This window comes from Streptomyces sp. NPDC001492, from assembly GCF_053597275.1.
Window position 1 is genome coordinate 1 of the sequence record NZ_JBSFHW010000035.1, and the last position, 17,731, is coordinate 17,731.

Annotated in this window: 6 protein-coding genes; 5 read left to right on the forward strand and 1 reads right to left on the reverse strand. The window is 68.7% G+C overall.

The genetic code is table 11. From position 1 onward, the window contains the following. The first annotated feature begins 206 nt into the window (after window positions 1–206). A complete protein-coding gene (gene mfd, locus ACWC1K_RS34945) occupies window positions 207–3,761 on the forward strand; it encodes a transcription-repair coupling factor (protein ID WP_450836942.1) in 3,555 nt (1,184 codons plus the stop codon). A 65-nt stretch (window positions 3,762–3,826) separates the two neighbouring features. Here the strand turns inward: mfd and ACWC1K_RS34950 are convergent, their stop codons facing one another. After that, on the reverse strand, window positions 3,827–4,012 hold the full coding sequence (locus tag ACWC1K_RS34950; protein ID WP_450836943.1) for an antitoxin: 186 nt from the start codon (window positions 4,010–4,012) through the stop codon (window positions 3,827–3,829). 203 nt (window positions 4,013–4,215) lie between these two features. On the opposite strand from ACWC1K_RS34950, the gene ACWC1K_RS34955 reads away from it, so the two are divergent. The 4 genes from ACWC1K_RS34955 to ACWC1K_RS34970 all read left to right on the forward strand — a co-directional run bounded on the left by ACWC1K_RS34955 (window position 4,216) and on the right by ACWC1K_RS34970 (window position 17,709). Then, entirely contained in the window at window positions 4,216–4,938 is a 723-nt protein-coding gene (locus ACWC1K_RS34955) for an HNH endonuclease family protein (protein WP_450836944.1), read from the forward strand. Between the two features lie 161 nt (window positions 4,939–5,099). Then, a complete protein-coding gene (locus ACWC1K_RS34960) occupies window positions 5,100–5,843 on the forward strand; it encodes a GNAT family N-acetyltransferase (RefSeq protein ID WP_450836945.1) in 744 nt (247 codons plus the stop codon). A 240-nt stretch (window positions 5,844–6,083) separates the two neighbouring features. Then, window positions 6,084–17,075, forward strand: a complete 10,992-nt coding sequence (locus tag ACWC1K_RS34965) for a LamG-like jellyroll fold domain-containing protein (RefSeq protein ID WP_450836946.1) — start codon at window positions 6,084–6,086, stop codon at window positions 17,073–17,075. Continuing rightward, window positions 17,056–17,709, forward strand: a complete 654-nt coding sequence (locus tag ACWC1K_RS34970) for a DUF416 family protein (RefSeq protein ID WP_450836947.1) — start codon at window positions 17,056–17,058, stop codon at window positions 17,707–17,709. The genes ACWC1K_RS34965 and ACWC1K_RS34970 overlap by 20 nt, the downstream gene beginning before the upstream one ends. The last annotated feature ends 22 nt before the right edge of the window (window positions 17,710–17,731 follow it).

Below are 17,731 nucleotides of genomic sequence, written 5' to 3' on the forward strand. Positions count from 1 at the left end.
GCCGGTGCCCTTGACGTTGCCGGTGCCGTCGAGGGCGGTGCGCTCGGTGCGCAGGCTGACGACCTTGCCGTCCTCGCCGAGGATCTCGGTGGGGGCGATAAGGCTCCGGCACTTGTGCCACCGGCGACGTACCCTGGAAAACCCCCGGCCCGCCGCGCGCGTCGGGCCCTTCGTGTTGCCCGCCCCCCGGACGAAAGCCGCCCCGAATGAGCCTGCACGGTCTGCTCGACGCCGTCGTCAAGGACACCGCCCTCGCAGAAGCCGTCAAGGCGGCCGCAGACGGCAACCGCATGCACATCGACCTCGTCGGCCCCCCGGCCGCCCGCCCCTTCACGATCGCCGCACTCGCCCGCGAGACCGGCCGCCCCGTGCTCGCGGTGACGGCGACGGGACGCGAGGCGGAGGACCTGGCCGCCGCCCTGCGCTCGCTGCTGCCGCCGGAAGGCGTCGTGGACTACCCGTCCTGGGAGACGCTCCCGCACGAGCGGCTGAGCCCCCGCAGCGACACCGTCGGCCGCCGTCTCGCCGTCCTGCGCCGCCTCGCCCACCCCCGCCCCGACGACCCCGAGACCGGCCCGGTCTCCGTCGTCGTGGCCCCCGTACGGTCCGTGCTGCAACCGCAGGTCAAGGGCCTCGGAGACCTGGAACCGGTCGCACTGAGGACCGGGCAGACCGCCGACCTGAACGACATCGTGGAAGCCCTCGCCGCCGCCGCGTACGCGCGCGTCGAGCTCGTCGAGAAGCGCGGCGAGTTCGCCGTGCGAGGCGGCATCCTGGACGTCTTCCCGCCCACCGAGGAACACCCCCTGCGCGTGGAGTTCTGGGGCGACGACGTCGAGGAGATCCGCTACTTCAAGGTCGCCGACCAGCGCTCCCTCGAAGTCGCCGAGCACGGACTGTGGGCGCCGCCCTGCCGTGAACTCCTGCTCACGGACGACGTACGCACGCGTGCCCGGACCCTCGCCGAGCAACACCCCGAGCTGGGCGAACTGCTCGGCAAGATCGCCGAGGGCATCGCGGTCGAGGGCATGGAGTCCCTCGCACCCGTCCTCGTCGACGACATGGAGCTGCTGATCGACGTCCTGCCCAAGGGCGCCATGGCCGTCGTATGCGATCCGGAGCGGGTACGCACGCGTGCCGCCGATCTGGTCGCCACCTCCCAGGAGTTCCTCCAGGCGTCCTGGGCGGCGACGGCGGGCGGTGGCGAGGCCCCCATCGACGTCGGCGCGGCCTCCCTGTGGTCCATCGCGGACGTCCGCGACCGGGCCCGCGAGCTGGACATGATGTGGTGGTCGGTCTCCCCCTTCGCCGCCGACGAGACGTTTGCATTTGCCGCTGACGCGGCGGGCGACGCCGACACCCTCAAGCTGGGCATGCACGCCCCCGAGACCTACCGCGGCGACACCGCCAAGGCCCTCGCCGACACCAAGGGCTGGCTCGCCGAAGGCTGGCGCACGGTGTTCGTCACCGAGGGCCACGGACCGGCGGCCCGCACGGTCGAGGTGCTGGGCGGCGAGGGCATCGCGGCCCGCCTCGACGTGGAACTCGGGGCGATCTCCCCGTCCGTCGTGCACGTGGCGTGCGGCTCGATCGACTACGGCTTCGTCGACCCGGCGCTCAAGCTGGCCGTCCTGACCGAGACCGACCTGTCCGGCCAGAAGGCGGCCGGCAAGGACGGCGCCCGGATGCCGGCCCGCCGCCGCAAGACCATCGACCCGCTCACCCTGGAGGCGGGCGACTACATCGTCCACGAGCAGCACGGCGTCGGCCGCTACATCGAGATGGTGCAGCGCACCGTCCAGGGCGCCACCCGCGAGTACCTCGTCGTCGAGTACGCCCCCGCCAAGCGCGGCCAGCCCGGCGACCGCCTGTACATCCCCACCGACCAGCTGGAGCAGATCACCAAGTACGTCGGCGGGGAGGCACCCACCCTGCACCGCCTGGGCGGCGCCGACTGGACCAAGACCAAGGCGCGCGCGAAGAAGGCCGTCAAGGAGATCGCGGCCGACCTCATCAGGCTGTACAGCGCGCGCATGGCGGCCCCCGGCCACACCTTCGGCCCGGACACCCCCTGGCAGCGCGAACTGGAGGACGCCTTCCCGTACGCGGAGACGCCCGACCAGCTCACCACGATCGCCGAGGTCAAGGAGGACATGGAGAAGTCGGTCCCCATGGACCGCCTGATCTGCGGTGACGTCGGCTACGGCAAGACGGAGATCGCGGTCCGGGCCGCCTTCAAGGCCGTACAGGACGGCAAGCAGGTCGCGGTCCTGGTCCCCACGACCCTTCTCGTGCAGCAGCACTTCGGGACGTTCTCCGAGCGCTACTCCCAATTCCCCGTCAACGTAAGGGCGCTCAGCCGCTTCCAGACCGACGCCGAGGCGAAGGCCACCCTGGAGGGGCTGCGCGAGGGCTCGGTGGACGTCGTCATCGGCACCCACCGGCTGTTCTCCTCGGAGACCAAGTTCAAGGACCTCGGCCTGGTCATCGTCGACGAGGAGCAGCGCTTCGGCGTCGAGCACAAGGAGCAGCTGAAGAAGCTGCGCGCCAACGTCGACGTCCTGACGATGTCCGCGACCCCCATCCCCAGGACCCTGGAGATGGCCGTGACCGGCATCCGCGAGATGTCGACGATCACGACACCCCCGGAGGAGCGCCACCCGGTCCTGACGTTCGTCGGGCCGTACGAGGAGAAGCAGATCGGCGCGGCCATCCGGCGTGAACTGCTGCGCGAGGGCCAGGTCTTCTACATCCACAACCGGGTGGAGTCGATCGACCGGGCCGCCTCCCGGCTGCGTGAGATCGTCCCCGAGGCGCGGATCGCGACCGCCCACGGCCAGATGTCCGAGTCGACCCTCGAACAGGTCGTCGTCGACTTCTGGGAGAAGAAGTACGACGTCCTCGTCTCCACCACGATCGTCGAGTCCGGCATCGACATCTCCAACGCCAACACCCTGATCGTGGAGCGCGGAGACAACTTCGGCCTCTCGCAGCTGCACCAGCTGCGCGGCCGGGTGGGCCGTGGCCGCGAGCGCGGATACGCGTACTTCCTGTACCCGCCGGAGAAGCCCCTGACGGAGACCGCCCACGAGCGTCTGGCCACGATCGCCCAGCACACCGAGATGGGCGCGGGCATGTACGTGGCCATGAAGGACCTGGAGATCCGCGGCGCCGGCAACCTCCTCGGCGGCGAGCAGTCCGGCCATATCGCGGGCGTCGGCTTCGACCTGTACGTCCGTATGGTCGGCGAGGCGGTCGCGGACTACCGGGCCTCCCTGGAGGGCGGGGTGGAGGAGGAGCCGCCGCTGGAGGTCAAGATCGAGCTTCCCGTCGACGCGCACGTCCCGCACGACTACGCGCCCGGCGAGCGCCTGCGCCTCCAGGCCTACCGCGCCATCGCCTCCGCCAACACGGAGGAGGACATCAAGTCCGTACGCGAGGAACTCGTCGACCGCTACGGCAAGTTGCCCGAACCGGTGGAGAACCTGCTGCTGGTCGCGGGCCTGCGGATGCTCGCCCGCGCCTGCTCGGTCGGCGAGATCGTCCTCCAGGGCAACAACATCCGCTTCGCGCCGGTGGAGCTCCGGGAGTCCCAGGAGCTCAGGGTCAAGCGCCTGTACCCGGGGACCGTCATCAAGCCGGCCGCCCACCAGGTGCTGGTACCGCGCCCGAAGACGGCGAAGGTGGGCGGAAAGCCCTTGGTCGGGCGGGAGTTGCTGGGCTGGGTGGGAGAGTTCCTGGCGTCGATCCTGGGGTCGTAGCCGCCCTGCCGGACATACGAAGCCGTCCGCGGGAGGCGGATTCCGCGGACGGCTGCTCTGTGGCCTTACGGCTGTTCGGGCCTGTCGCGATCCATGCCGAGCTGCCCCTCGATGCGCTGCTGGGCGTCGTCGACCTGGTTCTCGTACTTGTTGCCCGTTCTCTCGTTGACCTTGCGTTCCGCCGCGTCGGACAAGTCCTTGGCCTTGTCCTGCGCCTGGCGGTTGCCCTTGAACCTGTCGAAGATGCCCATCCAGAGCTCCTTCCCGAGGTGGCCCAGGAACGACGATACGTCCCGTGTGTGGCGAATGCCCACTTGGGGACGTTTTTGGTCTGGACCTCATGAACGCCTCCGTGCGCCCTCTCGCTACGGTGTGCGGACAGTCGTACGGGAAATCCGTACGAGAGGAGACCGCCCGTGCGGGCGGATCGGGCGGGCAAAGGGGAGGGCGCACCATGAGGCGTCTGAGGGGCGGGGCGGCGGCTGCCATGGTGCTGGTGTTCGCCGTGGCCGGGTGCAAGGCGGAGACCAAGACGGGATCCGGCGGGCCGCAGGAGACCGGGGGCGGAGGCGGGGGCGCGGCCCTCACGGCCGCCGAGTCGCTGACCGTGAAGGGGCGCGCGCCGAAGACGGGTTACTCCCGGGACAGGTTCGGTGCCGCCTGGGCGGACACCGACTCCAACAGCTGCGACACCCGTGACGACATCCTCAAACGGGACCTGGACGACGTGAAGTTCACCGGCGGCACGTGCAAGGTGTCGTACGGCGTACTGGAGTCGGACCCGTACTCCGGCCAGAAGGTGACCTACCGGCGCGGCCGCAGCCTCGTCGACATCGACCACCTGGTCGCCCTCTCCGACGCCTGGCAGAAGGGCGCCAAGTACTGGAACGCGAGCAAGCGCATAGCCCTCGCCAACGACCCGCTCAACCTCCTCGCCGTCGACGCGAGCGCCAACCGCTCCAAGGGTGACGGCGACACCGCGACGTGGGTGCCGCCCAACAAGGCCTACCGCTGTACGTATGTGGCCGCCCAGGTCGCGGTGAAGAAGAAGTACGGGCTGTGGGTGACCGCCGCCGAGAAGTCCGCGATGGAGAAGGTCCTCAGGACCTGCCCGGGGCAGAAACTTCCCTCCGGCGGCAACCCGACCGAGGCGCCGGCCCGTTTCCGGGCGGACTGACGTGCTGCATCTTCCCGGGGGCTGTGACGTCAGCGGCTCCGCCGCGGGCCCCCGGACCCCCAGCGGAAAAGCAGGTCGGCCGGCGTGACCGGCGCGGACATCGCGAGGCAAGCCCGAGTAAACCGGTTTCCGAAGGTGGGGCCCGCGCCTACGGTGTCCGTATGGAGCTGAAGGTATCGAGTCTCGCCGCGCGCCCAGAGATGCTGCAGCCGGTGCTCGACATGCCCGACAGCTGGGCGGAGTTCACCACCCAGGACCCGGTGGGTAACTCGCACTACGGGCGGATCCCCACCGATTTCCCGCAGTATGTGCTGTTCGCCGAGGACGAGCGGGGCGAGGTCGTCGCGCACGCCTACAGCGTGCCCTTCCGGCTCGCTGCCGAGGGCCGTGGCGAACTGCCCGACCGCGGCTGGGACCAGGTCCTCGTCTGGGCCTTCACCGACCTGCGCCGCGGGGTGCGTCCCGACACGGTCAGCGCGATCTCGATCGTGGTCCGCCCGGACGCCCAGGGGCTCGGCCTGTCCGGGCGAATGCTGGAGGCGATGCGCGACAACGCCCGCGCCCACGGCTTCACCGAGGTTGTCGCTCCGGTCCGCCCGAGCGCCAAGCACCTCGAACCGCACACTCCCATCGAGGAGTACGCGCATCGGGTCCGGGAGGACGGCCTGCCGCACGACCCGTGGCTGCGCGTGCACGCCCGGGCCGGGGCGACCGTCGGGCGCGTGGCCCCGGCCTCCATGACCGTCGCCGCTTCCCTTGAGGAGTGGCGCGGCTGGACCGGGCTGCCCTTCGACACCCAGGGCGACATCGAGGTGCCCGGGGCGCTCGTGCCGGTGCGCTGTGAGCCCGAGCGCGGATACGCGGTGTACGTCGAGCCCAACGTGTGGATGCGGCACGCGCTGTGAGGCACCAGTGGTCATGACATCGCCGAAAACGTGACCACGCAGTGCGTGTCGGCTGACGTCATCGCAAAGAAATTCACAAGACGCAAAGGTGCAGGCGTCGGCAAATCGGTCAGGTTCAGCAAGGAATAGTCAAGGACCGTACAAGATCTCTCCTCGAACCTGTCCACAACTTGTTCACAGAAGGCAAGATCGGCGGGCTTCTTATCGTTTTCTTATTTCTTTCTTCCTGGAGTCGAAGCCGTGCTGCCCCGCCGTGTGCTGCGCCGTGTCGCCGTGGTCGTGCTGACCGCCCTCTTCCTGATGCTGACGACGGACGAGGCCCTGGCCGCGGGCCTGGAGCTGGGGCGCGTCGAGCTGCCGGATCTGAGCCTGTCGTCGCTCGCGTCGTGGTTCACCGACCCGCACTGGGGCAAGCTGCCGCACCAGCAGTCCGGCACTGCCGCCGGCCACCGCCACCACGTGCCCGCCTCGGCGACCGCCGCCCACCGTGGCAAGGGCCGCAAGCCCGGCAAGGGCAAGGGCGAACTGCCCGCCTACAAGGCGCACAAGGCGGCCGTGAAGAAGGGCCTGAGCGCGGGCGCCGCCGGCTACAACGCGAAGACCAGCAAGCGCAGCGCCGCCAAGTCCTCGGCCACCGAGACCGTCTACGACAACGCCGACGGCTCGGTCACCCGCCGGATATCCCAGACGCCCGTCAACTACCAGGTGCGCAAGGGCAGATGGGCGCCCATCGACGTGGACCTGAGAGCCGGCCCGGACGGGCGCTGGCACGAGAAGGCCAACTCCCTCGCCGTCGACTTCGCCGCCAAGGGCACCGACTCCGCCCTCGCCTCCCTCGCACTCGACAAGAAGCACCACATCGCCTACGGCCTCGAAGGCGCCGCCTCGGTCAAGGGCACCGCCGACGGCTCGACCGTCAGTTACGAGAACGTCCTCGACGACACCGACCTCCGCCTCGCCCCCACCGCGACCGGCGTCAAGGAGTCCGTCGTCCTGCACTCCGCCGACGCGGACAACTCCTGGACCTTCCCGCTCAGCCTCAAGGGCCTCACCCCCGTCCAGCACGACAACGGCTGGATCGACCTGAGGAACTCCGCCGGCAAGACCGTCGAGCGCATCCCTCCGGCGTACGCGTACGACTCGAAGGTGAACCGTCGCTCCGGTGACCCGGCCACCACCCACAAGGTCACCACCGAGCTGGTCCACACCGAGGACGGCTACGCCCTGAAGGTGACTCTGGACAGCAACTGGCTGCACAGCGCGAAGCGCGTCTTCCCGGTCACCGTCGACCCGACCGTCGACGACGGCTGGACCACCACCTACGCCGAGTCCGGCTACGCCGCCACGGACCGTTCCTACGAGCAGACCATCAAGGTCGGCTCCTACGACTCCGGCACCCACTCGGCGAACAGCTTCGTCAACCACTGGGACACCGCCTGGGACGGCAGCAACGCCACCGTCAGCTCCGCGACCCTGCACCTGTTCGACACCTGGGCCGCCACCTGCACCGCCGAGCGGTTCGACGTCGCCCTGGTGACCAGCGCCTGGACCCCGGAGGGCGTCACCACCTACCCGGGCCCGTCCAAGGGCTCCTCCATCGGCAACGCCACCCCGAGCGTGCCCAACGCCTGCGCCAACACCGCCGCCGACCGCAGCGTCGGCGACTGGGTGACCGTGTCGCTGTCCACCTCCGCGATCCAGGGCTGGTTCAGCGGCGCGACCGCCGACCACGGCCTCGCGGTCTACGCGTCCACCAGCGACGCCCTGCACTGGAAGCAGTTCGGCTCCTTCAACGACCCGAACAAGGGCCCGTGGATCGAGGTCACCTACACCGGCAACACCGCCCCGCAGCTGTACGAGCAGTTCCCCGCCGACAACGCGGTCGTGAACACCACCACGCCGGAGTTCACGGCCTGGGCGGGCGGCGCCAACTCCACCAGCGGCAGCAGCAACCAGTACCTGTTCCAGGTCTACGACGGCAACGGCACCAAGGTCGCCGACTCGGGCCTGGTCTCCACCGGCGACTGGACCGTGCCGTCCGGCAAGCTCGCCTGGGGCAAGAGCTACAGCTGGACCGTCAAGGCGTACGACTCCGCCACCAACCTGTACTCACCGGCGACTTCGTACGAGCTGTCCGTGCAGGTCCCGCAGGCCGTGATCACCTCCGGTCTGTCGCAGAACAGCAGTGACCACGGCTTCGACGCGTCGATCGGCAACTACACCACCTCCGACACCGACGCCTCGATCTCCACCGTCGGCCCGTCCCTGGACGTCGACCGCGACTACAACTCCCGCGACCCGCGCTGGACGGGCGCCTTCGGCGCCGGCTGGTCGAGCATCTTCGACTCCCGGGCCACCGAGCAGTACACCGCCTCCGGCGCGGTCTCCAACGTCCAGGTCACCTACCCGGACGGCTCGCAGGCGGGCTACGGCAAGAACAGCGACGGCAGCTTCACGCCCGGCGGCGGACGCTGGGCCACGTTCAAGACGGTCACCGGCGGCTACACGCTGACCGACAAGGACGACACCGTCTACACCTTCACCCAGTCCCTGGGCTCCGGCGGCTACGGCCTGACCTCGGTCACCGACGCCAACGGCCGTGCGCTGAACCTCACTTGGACCGGCGGCCACATCACCAAGATGACCTCCGCGGTCTCCGGTCGCTCGCTCAACCTCACCTGGTCCACCCCGTCCGGCGCGCTCGCCGCGCACGTGGCGACCGTCGTCACCGACCCGGTCACCCCGGGCAACGCGTCGACCGTGCAGACCTGGAACTACGGCTACACCGGCGACCAGCTGACCCACGTGTGCTCGCCGCTGTCCACCACCAAGTGCACCACCTACGGCTACAACACCGGCTCCGGCTACCAGAACGCGGCGCTCGACCTCGACCCGCACACCTTCTGGCCGCTTTCGGAGACCTCCGGCACCACCGCCAAGGACGCGGTCCTCGGCAACGAGGGCACGACCAACGCGACGTACGAGAACGTCACCCTCGGCCAGAGCGGCCCGCTGACAGGCTCCTCCGCCAAGGCGGCCGGCTTCAACGGCACCTCCTCCGACGTCTCCTTGCCGAAGAACCTCGGCAACGACACCGACTCCGGAGCGATCTCGCTGTGGTTCAAGACCTCGGCCGGTCCCGGTGTCCTCTACTCCTACGCCTCCCAGCCCATCGGCTCCGGGCAGGCGGCCGGCTTCTACACGCCGTCCATCTACGTCGGCTCCGACGGCAAACTGAACGCCGAGTTCTGGTACAGCGGCGGGATCAATCCGATCGTGTCCTCGGCCTCCGTGGCCGACGGCAGGTGGCACCACGTCGTGCTGTCCGCGGCCGGCAACTCCCAGAGCCTGTACCTGGACAACACCAAGGTCGGCTCCCGCACCGGCACCATCTCCATCAAGAGCGCGACCGCCTTCGGCAAGAACCAGGTCTTCAACTACCTCGGCACCGGCTTCCTCGGCGGCAGCTGGCCCGACCACCCGACATACTCCGACAGCGACGGCCACGCCACCTGGTTCAACGGCTCCATCGCCGATGTCGGCTGGTACTCCCGCCCGTTGGTGGCCGCCGACGTGAGTGCCCTCTACACATACGGCACCCACAGCACGAGCCTGCTCACCTCCATCACGCGCCCGTCCGGCAAGACGTTCGCGGCGATGACGTACGACGCCAACACCACCGCGCTGACCCAGCTCACCGACGAGAACGGCGGCGTATGGAAGCCGGGCACGCCGACCGTCACCGGCTCCAGCGACACCTACCGCGGCGCAGTGCTGGGTGCGGCGCCCTACGGGTACTTCCGGCTCGGCGAGGCCGCGGGCGCGACCGCTGCGGTCAACGAGGTGCGCGGCGGCAACGGCACATATACGGCCACAACGCTGGGTGTGAGCGGGCCGTTCAGTGACAAGAAGGCGGCGTCGTTCAACGGCACCTCGTCCTTCGTGGAGGTTCCCGACTCCGCCCTGCACTCCCACAACGACCGCAGCGTCGAGCTGTGGTTCAAGACGGCGAATCAGGGCGTCCTGATCGGCGACCAGTCGGTGTCCCCGGCCGGGGCGACCACCCCGTCGGGCACCTGGACGCCGGTGCTGTACGTCGGCAGCGACAACAAGCTGCACGGCCACTTCTGGGCCGGCAGCGGCTCGGGCTCCGCGGCGTTCGGCTCCACCGGCACGGTCACCGACAACGCCTGGCACCATGTGGCGCTCAGCGTCATCGGCTCCACCCAGACCCTGTACCTGGACGGCGTCAAGCAGGCCACCTACAGCGGGGCACCGAACGACCAGTCCAACAACCACCTGTACATCGGCGCCGGCTTCAGCAAGAACTGGCTCAACTCGCCCGCCGACGTCAGCTTCTTCAACGGTTCCATCGCCGAGGCCGCCTTCTACACCTCGGGGCTCACCGCGGCGGACGTCGAGGCCCACATGGAAGCCGCGAAGAACTCCACCGGCCTGCTGCCCGTGGAGACGGTCACGGTCACCTCGCCGACCAACTCGACGCTGAAGTACACCTACGACGTCACCAACAACAACCGCGCGCTCACCGAGACCGACGGCCTGGGCAACAAGACCAGCTTCGGCTACGACTCGGCCGGCTTCGAGCACACGGTGACCGACCCCAACGGGGCGGTGGCCATCACGGGTCACGATGTGCGCGGCAACGTGGTCTCCTCGACGTCCTGCCAGGACCAGGCCGCGAACAAGTGCAACACCGAGTACTACTCGTACTACCCGGACGACACCACGGCCCAGCTGACCACCGCCGACCCACGCAACGACCAGTTGCTGACCGAGCGCGACGGCCGGTCGACGTCCGCGACCGACACCACCTACCTGACGTCGTTCACGTACGACTCGGCGGGCAACCAGACCGCGATCACCGGTCCGGCGGTGCCCGGCTTCCCGAACGGCCGCACCACGTCCACCGTCTACAGCGACGGCACCAGCACCTACCCGTCCGCCGACGGCGGCGTTGTGCCCAAGGGCCTGCCGGTCAAGACGGTCACCCCGGGCGGCGCCATCAACCAGGTGTCCTACTTCGCCAACGGCGACGTGGCCTCCACCACCGACGCCATCGGCCTGGCCGCCTCGTACACCTACGACGGTCTCGGCCAGGTGCTCAGCCAGAAGGTGGTCTCCGACACCTACCCGAACGGCCTGGTGACGACGTACAAGTACGACGCCGGCGGCCAGGTGATCGAGGAGCACGACCCGCAGCTCACCGACCGTGTCACCGGCGCCACCCACGCCGCCGTCACCAGCTCGGCCTACGACGACGACGGCAACGTCACCTCGCAGACCGTCGCGGACGCGAGCGGTGGCGACACGTCCCGTACGCAGAACTGGACCTACGACGCCTACGACCGGGTCGCCACCGAGGCGGACGCCAACGCGGCCGCGGGCGCTTCGAACGGGAACACCACGTCGTACACGTACGACACCTCCGGCAACAAGAAGACGGAGGTCACGAGCGCCGGCAACGAGACCCGGTACACCTACGACGACAACGGCAACCTGCTCACGCAGGGCCTGATGTACACCGGTGACCCGGTCAACCCGCAGACGGCGACCCTGCTCATCGAGTCCTCCCGGGCCTACGACCCGGCCGGGCGGCTCGCGTCGATCACCGACGCCATGGGCAACACCACGGCGTACACCTACACCGACGACGGTCTGACCGCGACGGCGAAGCGGACCAGCGCCGACGGCAACAGCACCTACACGCTGGAGTCGGACTCCTACGACGCGGCCGGCAACCTCACCCAGTCGACCACCGACAACGGCGAGACGGTCACCAAGTACACGGTCGACGCGGCCTCCCGGACCACGGCCACCGAGCTGGACCCGACCGGCGTGGACCGGGTGTCCACGGTGTCGTTCACCCCGGACGACCAGGTCGCCTCCGAGAACGACCACGACGCCACGGGTTACGACCGCACCACCACCAACACCTACGACGACATGGGCAACCTGCTCAGCGAGACGCTGTACGGGGACGCCTCCGGTCACCCGGCGGGCTGGTGGAAGCTGAACCAGACCTCCGGCAAGTCGGTCACCGACTCCTCCGGCACCGGCAACACCGCGACCGCCGGGTCGGGCGTGACCTGGTCGGACGACGCCGCCCAGTTCAGCGGCGACACCACCGGCAAGGGCGACATCATCGCCACCAACAGCCCGGTCCTGGACACCACCGCCTCCTACACCGTCTCGGCGTGGGTGAAGCTGTCGGACACCTCGACGTTCCGCACCTTCGTCGCCCAGGGCGGCACCAACCGCTCCTCCTTCTATCTGCAGTACGCGTCCAGCCAGGGCGCCTTCCGCCTCATCTCACCCAGCGAGGACGCCTCCGGCACCCCGACGGCGTACTACAACGCCTACGCCTCCAGCGCCCCGGCGCTGAACACCTGGACCCATCTGGTCGGCGTCTTCGACGCGAGCAGCGGCTCGATGAAGCTGTACGTCAACGGCGCTCAGGCCGGCTCGGCCACCAACACCACGCCGTGGACCGGCACCGGCCCGCTGTCCGTCGGCGGCGCGCAGACCGCCTCGGGCACCGTCAGCAACGCCGTGAACGGCTCGGTCAGCAACGTCCAGACCTACCAGCGGGCCCTGTCCGCGTCCGAGGTGACCTCTCTCTACGGCAAGGGCCGCTCCGGCGGCACGGTCGGCTCCTCCACCGAGCAGACCACCAAGTACAGCTACGACAAGCGAGGCCTGCCGACGTCCATGACGGACGCCGAACAGCACACCACCAACTACTCCTACGACGAGGCGGGCAACCTCGCGACCACCACCGCGCCCGCAGTCCAGGCCGAGCCCGACGGCACCAACCCGGCCACCGTGCGCCCGGTCACCACCAGCGGCTTCAACACCTTCGGCGAGGCCGTCGAGGAGCAGGACCCGAACGGGCTGGTCAGCACGACGGTGTACGACGCCGAGGGCAACAAGGTCTCCGAGACCCTGCCGTCGTACACCCCCGCGGGCGCCTCCTCGCCCAACGCGGGCACCACCGTGTGGACGTACGACAGCGAGGGCAACCAGACCTCCGTCACCACGCCCGGCGGCAGGACCACGTCGTACCTGTACGACCAGATGGGCAACGTCGCCCAGGTCACCGCGCCCGACACCACCAAGACCCACGCGGTCTACGACGCCAACGGCGAGATGCAGTCCTCGACGGACGCCACGGGCGCGCAGGTTCAGGCGACGTACGACTTCCTGGGCCGCCAGGTGACGCAGACGACGATGGAGCGCTACCCGTCGACGAGGACGCTGACGGCGACCACGTCCTACGCGGTCACCACGGGCAACCCGTACGGCGCGCACGCCTCCTCGACCACGTCGCCGGGCGGGGTGACGACGTCGTACGGGTACAACCGGGCCGGCGACGTCACCTCGGTCAAGGACGGGGCGGGCAACACCACCGGCTACAGCTACGACTTCCAGGGCAACGTACAGAAGACGACGCTGGCGGACGGCACCTCGACGCAGACCGACTACAACGCCTCCGGCGACCCGGTCGCGACGCGGGGCTACGACGCGCTCGGCAACCAGCTGTGGTCGACCTCGCAGGGCTACGACGGTGTCGGCAACATGACGTCGGCGACCGACGCCAACAACCACACCAGCACGTTCACCTACGACGCGGCCGGCACCATCACGCAGGAAGTCCAGCCGGTCGACGCCTCGACGTCGATCACCACGACCTTCGGCTACGACGCGGCCGGCAACCGCACCCGCTTCACCGACGGCCGCGGCAACTCCTGGCGCTACACGTACACGCCGTGGGGCCAGCAGGAGAAGATCATCGAGCCGACCACCGCGAAGTACACCTCCGCGGCCGACTCGACGACGACCTTCGCCTACGACGCCGACGGGCAGATGACCACGGCGACCCTGCCGGGCGGCACCACGACGTCGATGACGTACGACTCGCTGGGCCAGCTCAAGTCGATGTCCGGCGCGGGCGCCGACGCGGCGACGGCGAAGCGGAGCTTCACCTACGACAACGCCGGCCGGGTGACCGCGGCGGACACCGACGAGGCGGGCATCGCCGGCGCGGCGGACCACCAGGCGGCCACGCACAACGCGTTCACCTACGACGACCGCAGTGACCTGCTCACGACGTCCGGCTCGGCGGGCTCCAGCAGCTTCGCCTACAACAACGACGGCGCCCTGACCTCACGCGCGGATGCGGCCGGGACGACGACGTACGGCTATGACACGGCCGGCCGCCTGTCCTCCCTGAACGACGCGGCGACGGGCACCCAACTGACGTACACCTACGGCCTGTTGAACGAGCCGAAGACGGTCAAGTACGGCTCGACCGGCCAGACCCGCACCTTCGGCTACAACAGCTCGCACGAGCTGACCAGCGACGTCCTGGCCCAGGGCGCCTCGACGCTGGCGAGCTTCACCTACGACTACGACAAGAACGGCAACCTGACGTCGAAGACGACGACGGGTGTGTCGGGCGCCTCGACCAACACCTACGGCTACGACTGGGCGAACCGCCTGACATCGTGGAACAACGGCACGGCGACGACGTCGTACGCGTATGACGCCTCCGGCAACCGGATCCGCAAGGGTTCGGACGTCTACACCTACGACGAGCGCGACGAGCTGACCTCGGACGGTGTCCACACCTACGACTACTCGGCGCGCGGCACGATGACGCAGGAGGCGTCGACGTCGGGCGGCACGGTGGCGTACAAGACGGACGCCTTCGGCAGCCAGATCGTGGCGGGCAGCCAGTCCTACACGCTGGACGCGATGGGCCGGAACGTGTCCGACACGGACACGGTCGACAACACCACGCGCACCTTCGTCTACTCGGGCGCGGACAACACGATCGCCTCCGACGGCGACAACACCTACACCTACGACCCCTCGGGCGGCGTGGTCGGCATCAAGCCGTCGGGCGCCGGCGGGGTACTCGCCCTGACCGACCAGCACAGCGACGTAGTCGGCACCTTCACCTCGGGTGCGACCACGCTCGCGGGCTCGGCGTCCTACGACCCGCTGGGCAAGGTGGTCTCCCCGACGAACACGGTCACCGGCCACCTCGGCTTCCAGTCCGGCTGGACCGAGCCCGGCACAGGCGATGTGGGCACGGCCTCACGCTGGTACGACCCGGACACGGGCGTCTTCCACAACAAGGACAGCATCGGGCTGAACCCGGTCCCGAACTCGGTGTCGGCCAACCCGTTCGCCTACGTCGACGACAACCCCCTCGCCGGCACCGACGAGTCGGGCAACTGCTCCTGGTACGACGTGGTGTGCGGCGCGAAGAAGGCCGTCCACCATGTGGCGCACGCGGTCAGACACGTGGTCCACAAGGCCTACCACGCGGTGAAGCACGCGGCCCGCAAGATCGTGCACGCCGTGAAGCACGCGGCCCGCAAGATCGTCCACCGCGTGCGGGACGTGTACCGGGCGACGGTGCGGGTGGTGCGCCGGGTCTATCACTACGCGGCGCGGCATGTCAGACGCGCGTATCACCGCGTCGTCCATGCGGTCCACAGCGCGTACCACAAGGTCTCGCGCGCGGTGCATCGCGTGGTGCACGCGGTGAAGAAGGCCGCGAAGAAGGTCGCGCATGCCGTGAAGAAGGCGGCACACGCGGTGGCACACGCGGCGAGAACCGCGTACCACGCCACGGTCAAGGCGGCGAAGACGGCGGCGAAGTTCGTCAAGCACCATGCGGCGGCGATCACGTCCTTCGTGGTCTCGACGGCGGTCTTCGCGGGCTGCGAGGCCGTAACAGCAGGCGTCGGCTCCATCGGCTGCGCGGCACTGGCGGGTGCGGCCGGCTCCCTGGTGGAACAGGGCTTCGCCTGCGCGGAGAACGGCGGCGACGACTGCAGCGCGGGCGCGTTCGCGGGAGCGGCGGTGACCGGCGCGGTCGCCGGTGCGCTCGGCGGCGCCCTGGGCAAGATCGGCGGTTCACTGCTGGCGAAGGCGGCACCCAAGGCGATGAAGGTCGTGGGCGGGCTGTTCGGCAAGGGGGCTACGGAGGCCGAGGAGACGGCGGCTACCGATGCCACGGAGGCGGCGGCTTCTCGGGCGGAGTCGGATGGGGCTGGGACACGGGCTCAATCCCACTCGGACGATGCGGGCGGGGCGGCCGAGGAGTCCGGGCCGAGCTGCCGACTTCCGCACAGCTTCACCGGGTCGACCCGGGTGCTGATGGCGGACGGCTCGACGAAGGCCATCGACCAGGTCAAGGTCGGTGACTCGATCGCCAACTCGGTACCGGGAGCGAAGGGGACGGAAGCGCACAAGGTCACGGATGTGATCGTGACGCGCACCGACCACGACTTCGTGGACCTGGCGGTGAAGGGGACGACCGGGAAGGCGGCTGTTTCCGCGACCAAAGCGTCGGCGAAGGCTGGGGCTGCGGCCGGGGCGAAGTCACTGGCCAAGAAGGTCGCCCGTAAGGCGGCGTTCGGCCTGGCGGCCTCGGCGGCGGTGCTGGGTGCGCTGTCAGGTGGCCACGGTCACGGTGACGCGCCGGCGACGCAGCCGGTGGCGGCGGTCAGCACGGTGTCCGAAGCAACCGCGCAGGACGCCCACCTGACGACGACCTTCCACCACCCCTTCTACGACCAGACCCAGTCCGCCTTCGTCGAGGCCAAGGACCTCAAGCCCGGCGACGTCCTCCAGACCCCGACCGGCACGACCGAGGTCACGGGCATCCGCCTGTACCACGCGAACACCACTACCTACGACCTGACGATCGGCAGCCTGCACACGTACTACGTGGAGGCCGGTGATATGCCGGTCCTGGTCCACAACATTGACCTCCGCGAGTGCAAGATCCCGCTCTCTCAGGTTGAAGGGATCAACCAAGAGGGTGTTAAGGATCTGCCGAGGCTGGCGGAACGCACCCGGGTAATTCACTCGTTGCTTCACCCTCGAGCGCAGGGGGGCCAGACCACTGCGGTCATGGGTACGGAGGAAGGCACTGACGTTGTGGCTGGTGGGGTACGTGATATTCGGCCTAGTCAACGAGCAGCCATAGACCCCGAGCAGGACCTGGAAGCGCGGATGACCAACCAGCATGCAGAGGTCACTGCCGTGACACGGGCACGGCAAAGTGGCCTGACACCCCGATCGGTGACCACAAGCTGGGATATTTGCCCTGCCTGCGCGAACTATCTTGAGGAAGAAGGATTCGCGCTTGTCGGGCCCAGATCTGCTGTGGCGCGTGAGTTCGGAGGAGGATGACGTGGTACCGGAGTTGGCATTCGATGAGGTGGCGTTGGCGTCGGCTCTCGAACAGCTGAATGAGCAGCAGGCCACACTCTTCGCGGTCACCTGCGTGGAGTACCTGCTGCCAGGCGCGATTCGCTTTGCGCGGGAAACTGACTCTGAATTTCTGTCAGAGGTCGAGGATTTGGCTGATCAGATCTGGCAGTGTGTTGTTTCCCGTTCTGCTCCTTCAAGCCCTGAGCTCAGCCAGCTTGTCGAGAGGGCGGACAGCATCGAATCGCGAGCGCAAGAGGACTGGAATCCCTGGTCGGACATTGCGGAGAATTTCGCAGCATCCTGCGCCATCTTCCTGGGCTATCTGCAGTCCCCTGGAGAGCGGGCGACATTGGCGCAAGTGGCAATGCAAGCGTACGAAGCGGTGGACTCAGTTGTCTCCGTTTTGATGGACCTACAGGTTGTGGACGGTTCGGCACGCAATGCGATTTTGGCGTCGGGTATCGTGCAGGCAGAATTGGCCCGGCAGCGCTATGTCCTAGAAGTCGTTCGAGCCTCATCCAGGACGATCGAGGACCTGATTTCGTGGCTCAGGTCGACTGCTTTGCGTATCGATCACGTAGTAGATCTCGACTCTCTTGAGGAGCACAGTTGAGCGTTCCCCCGTGCTCCTTCAA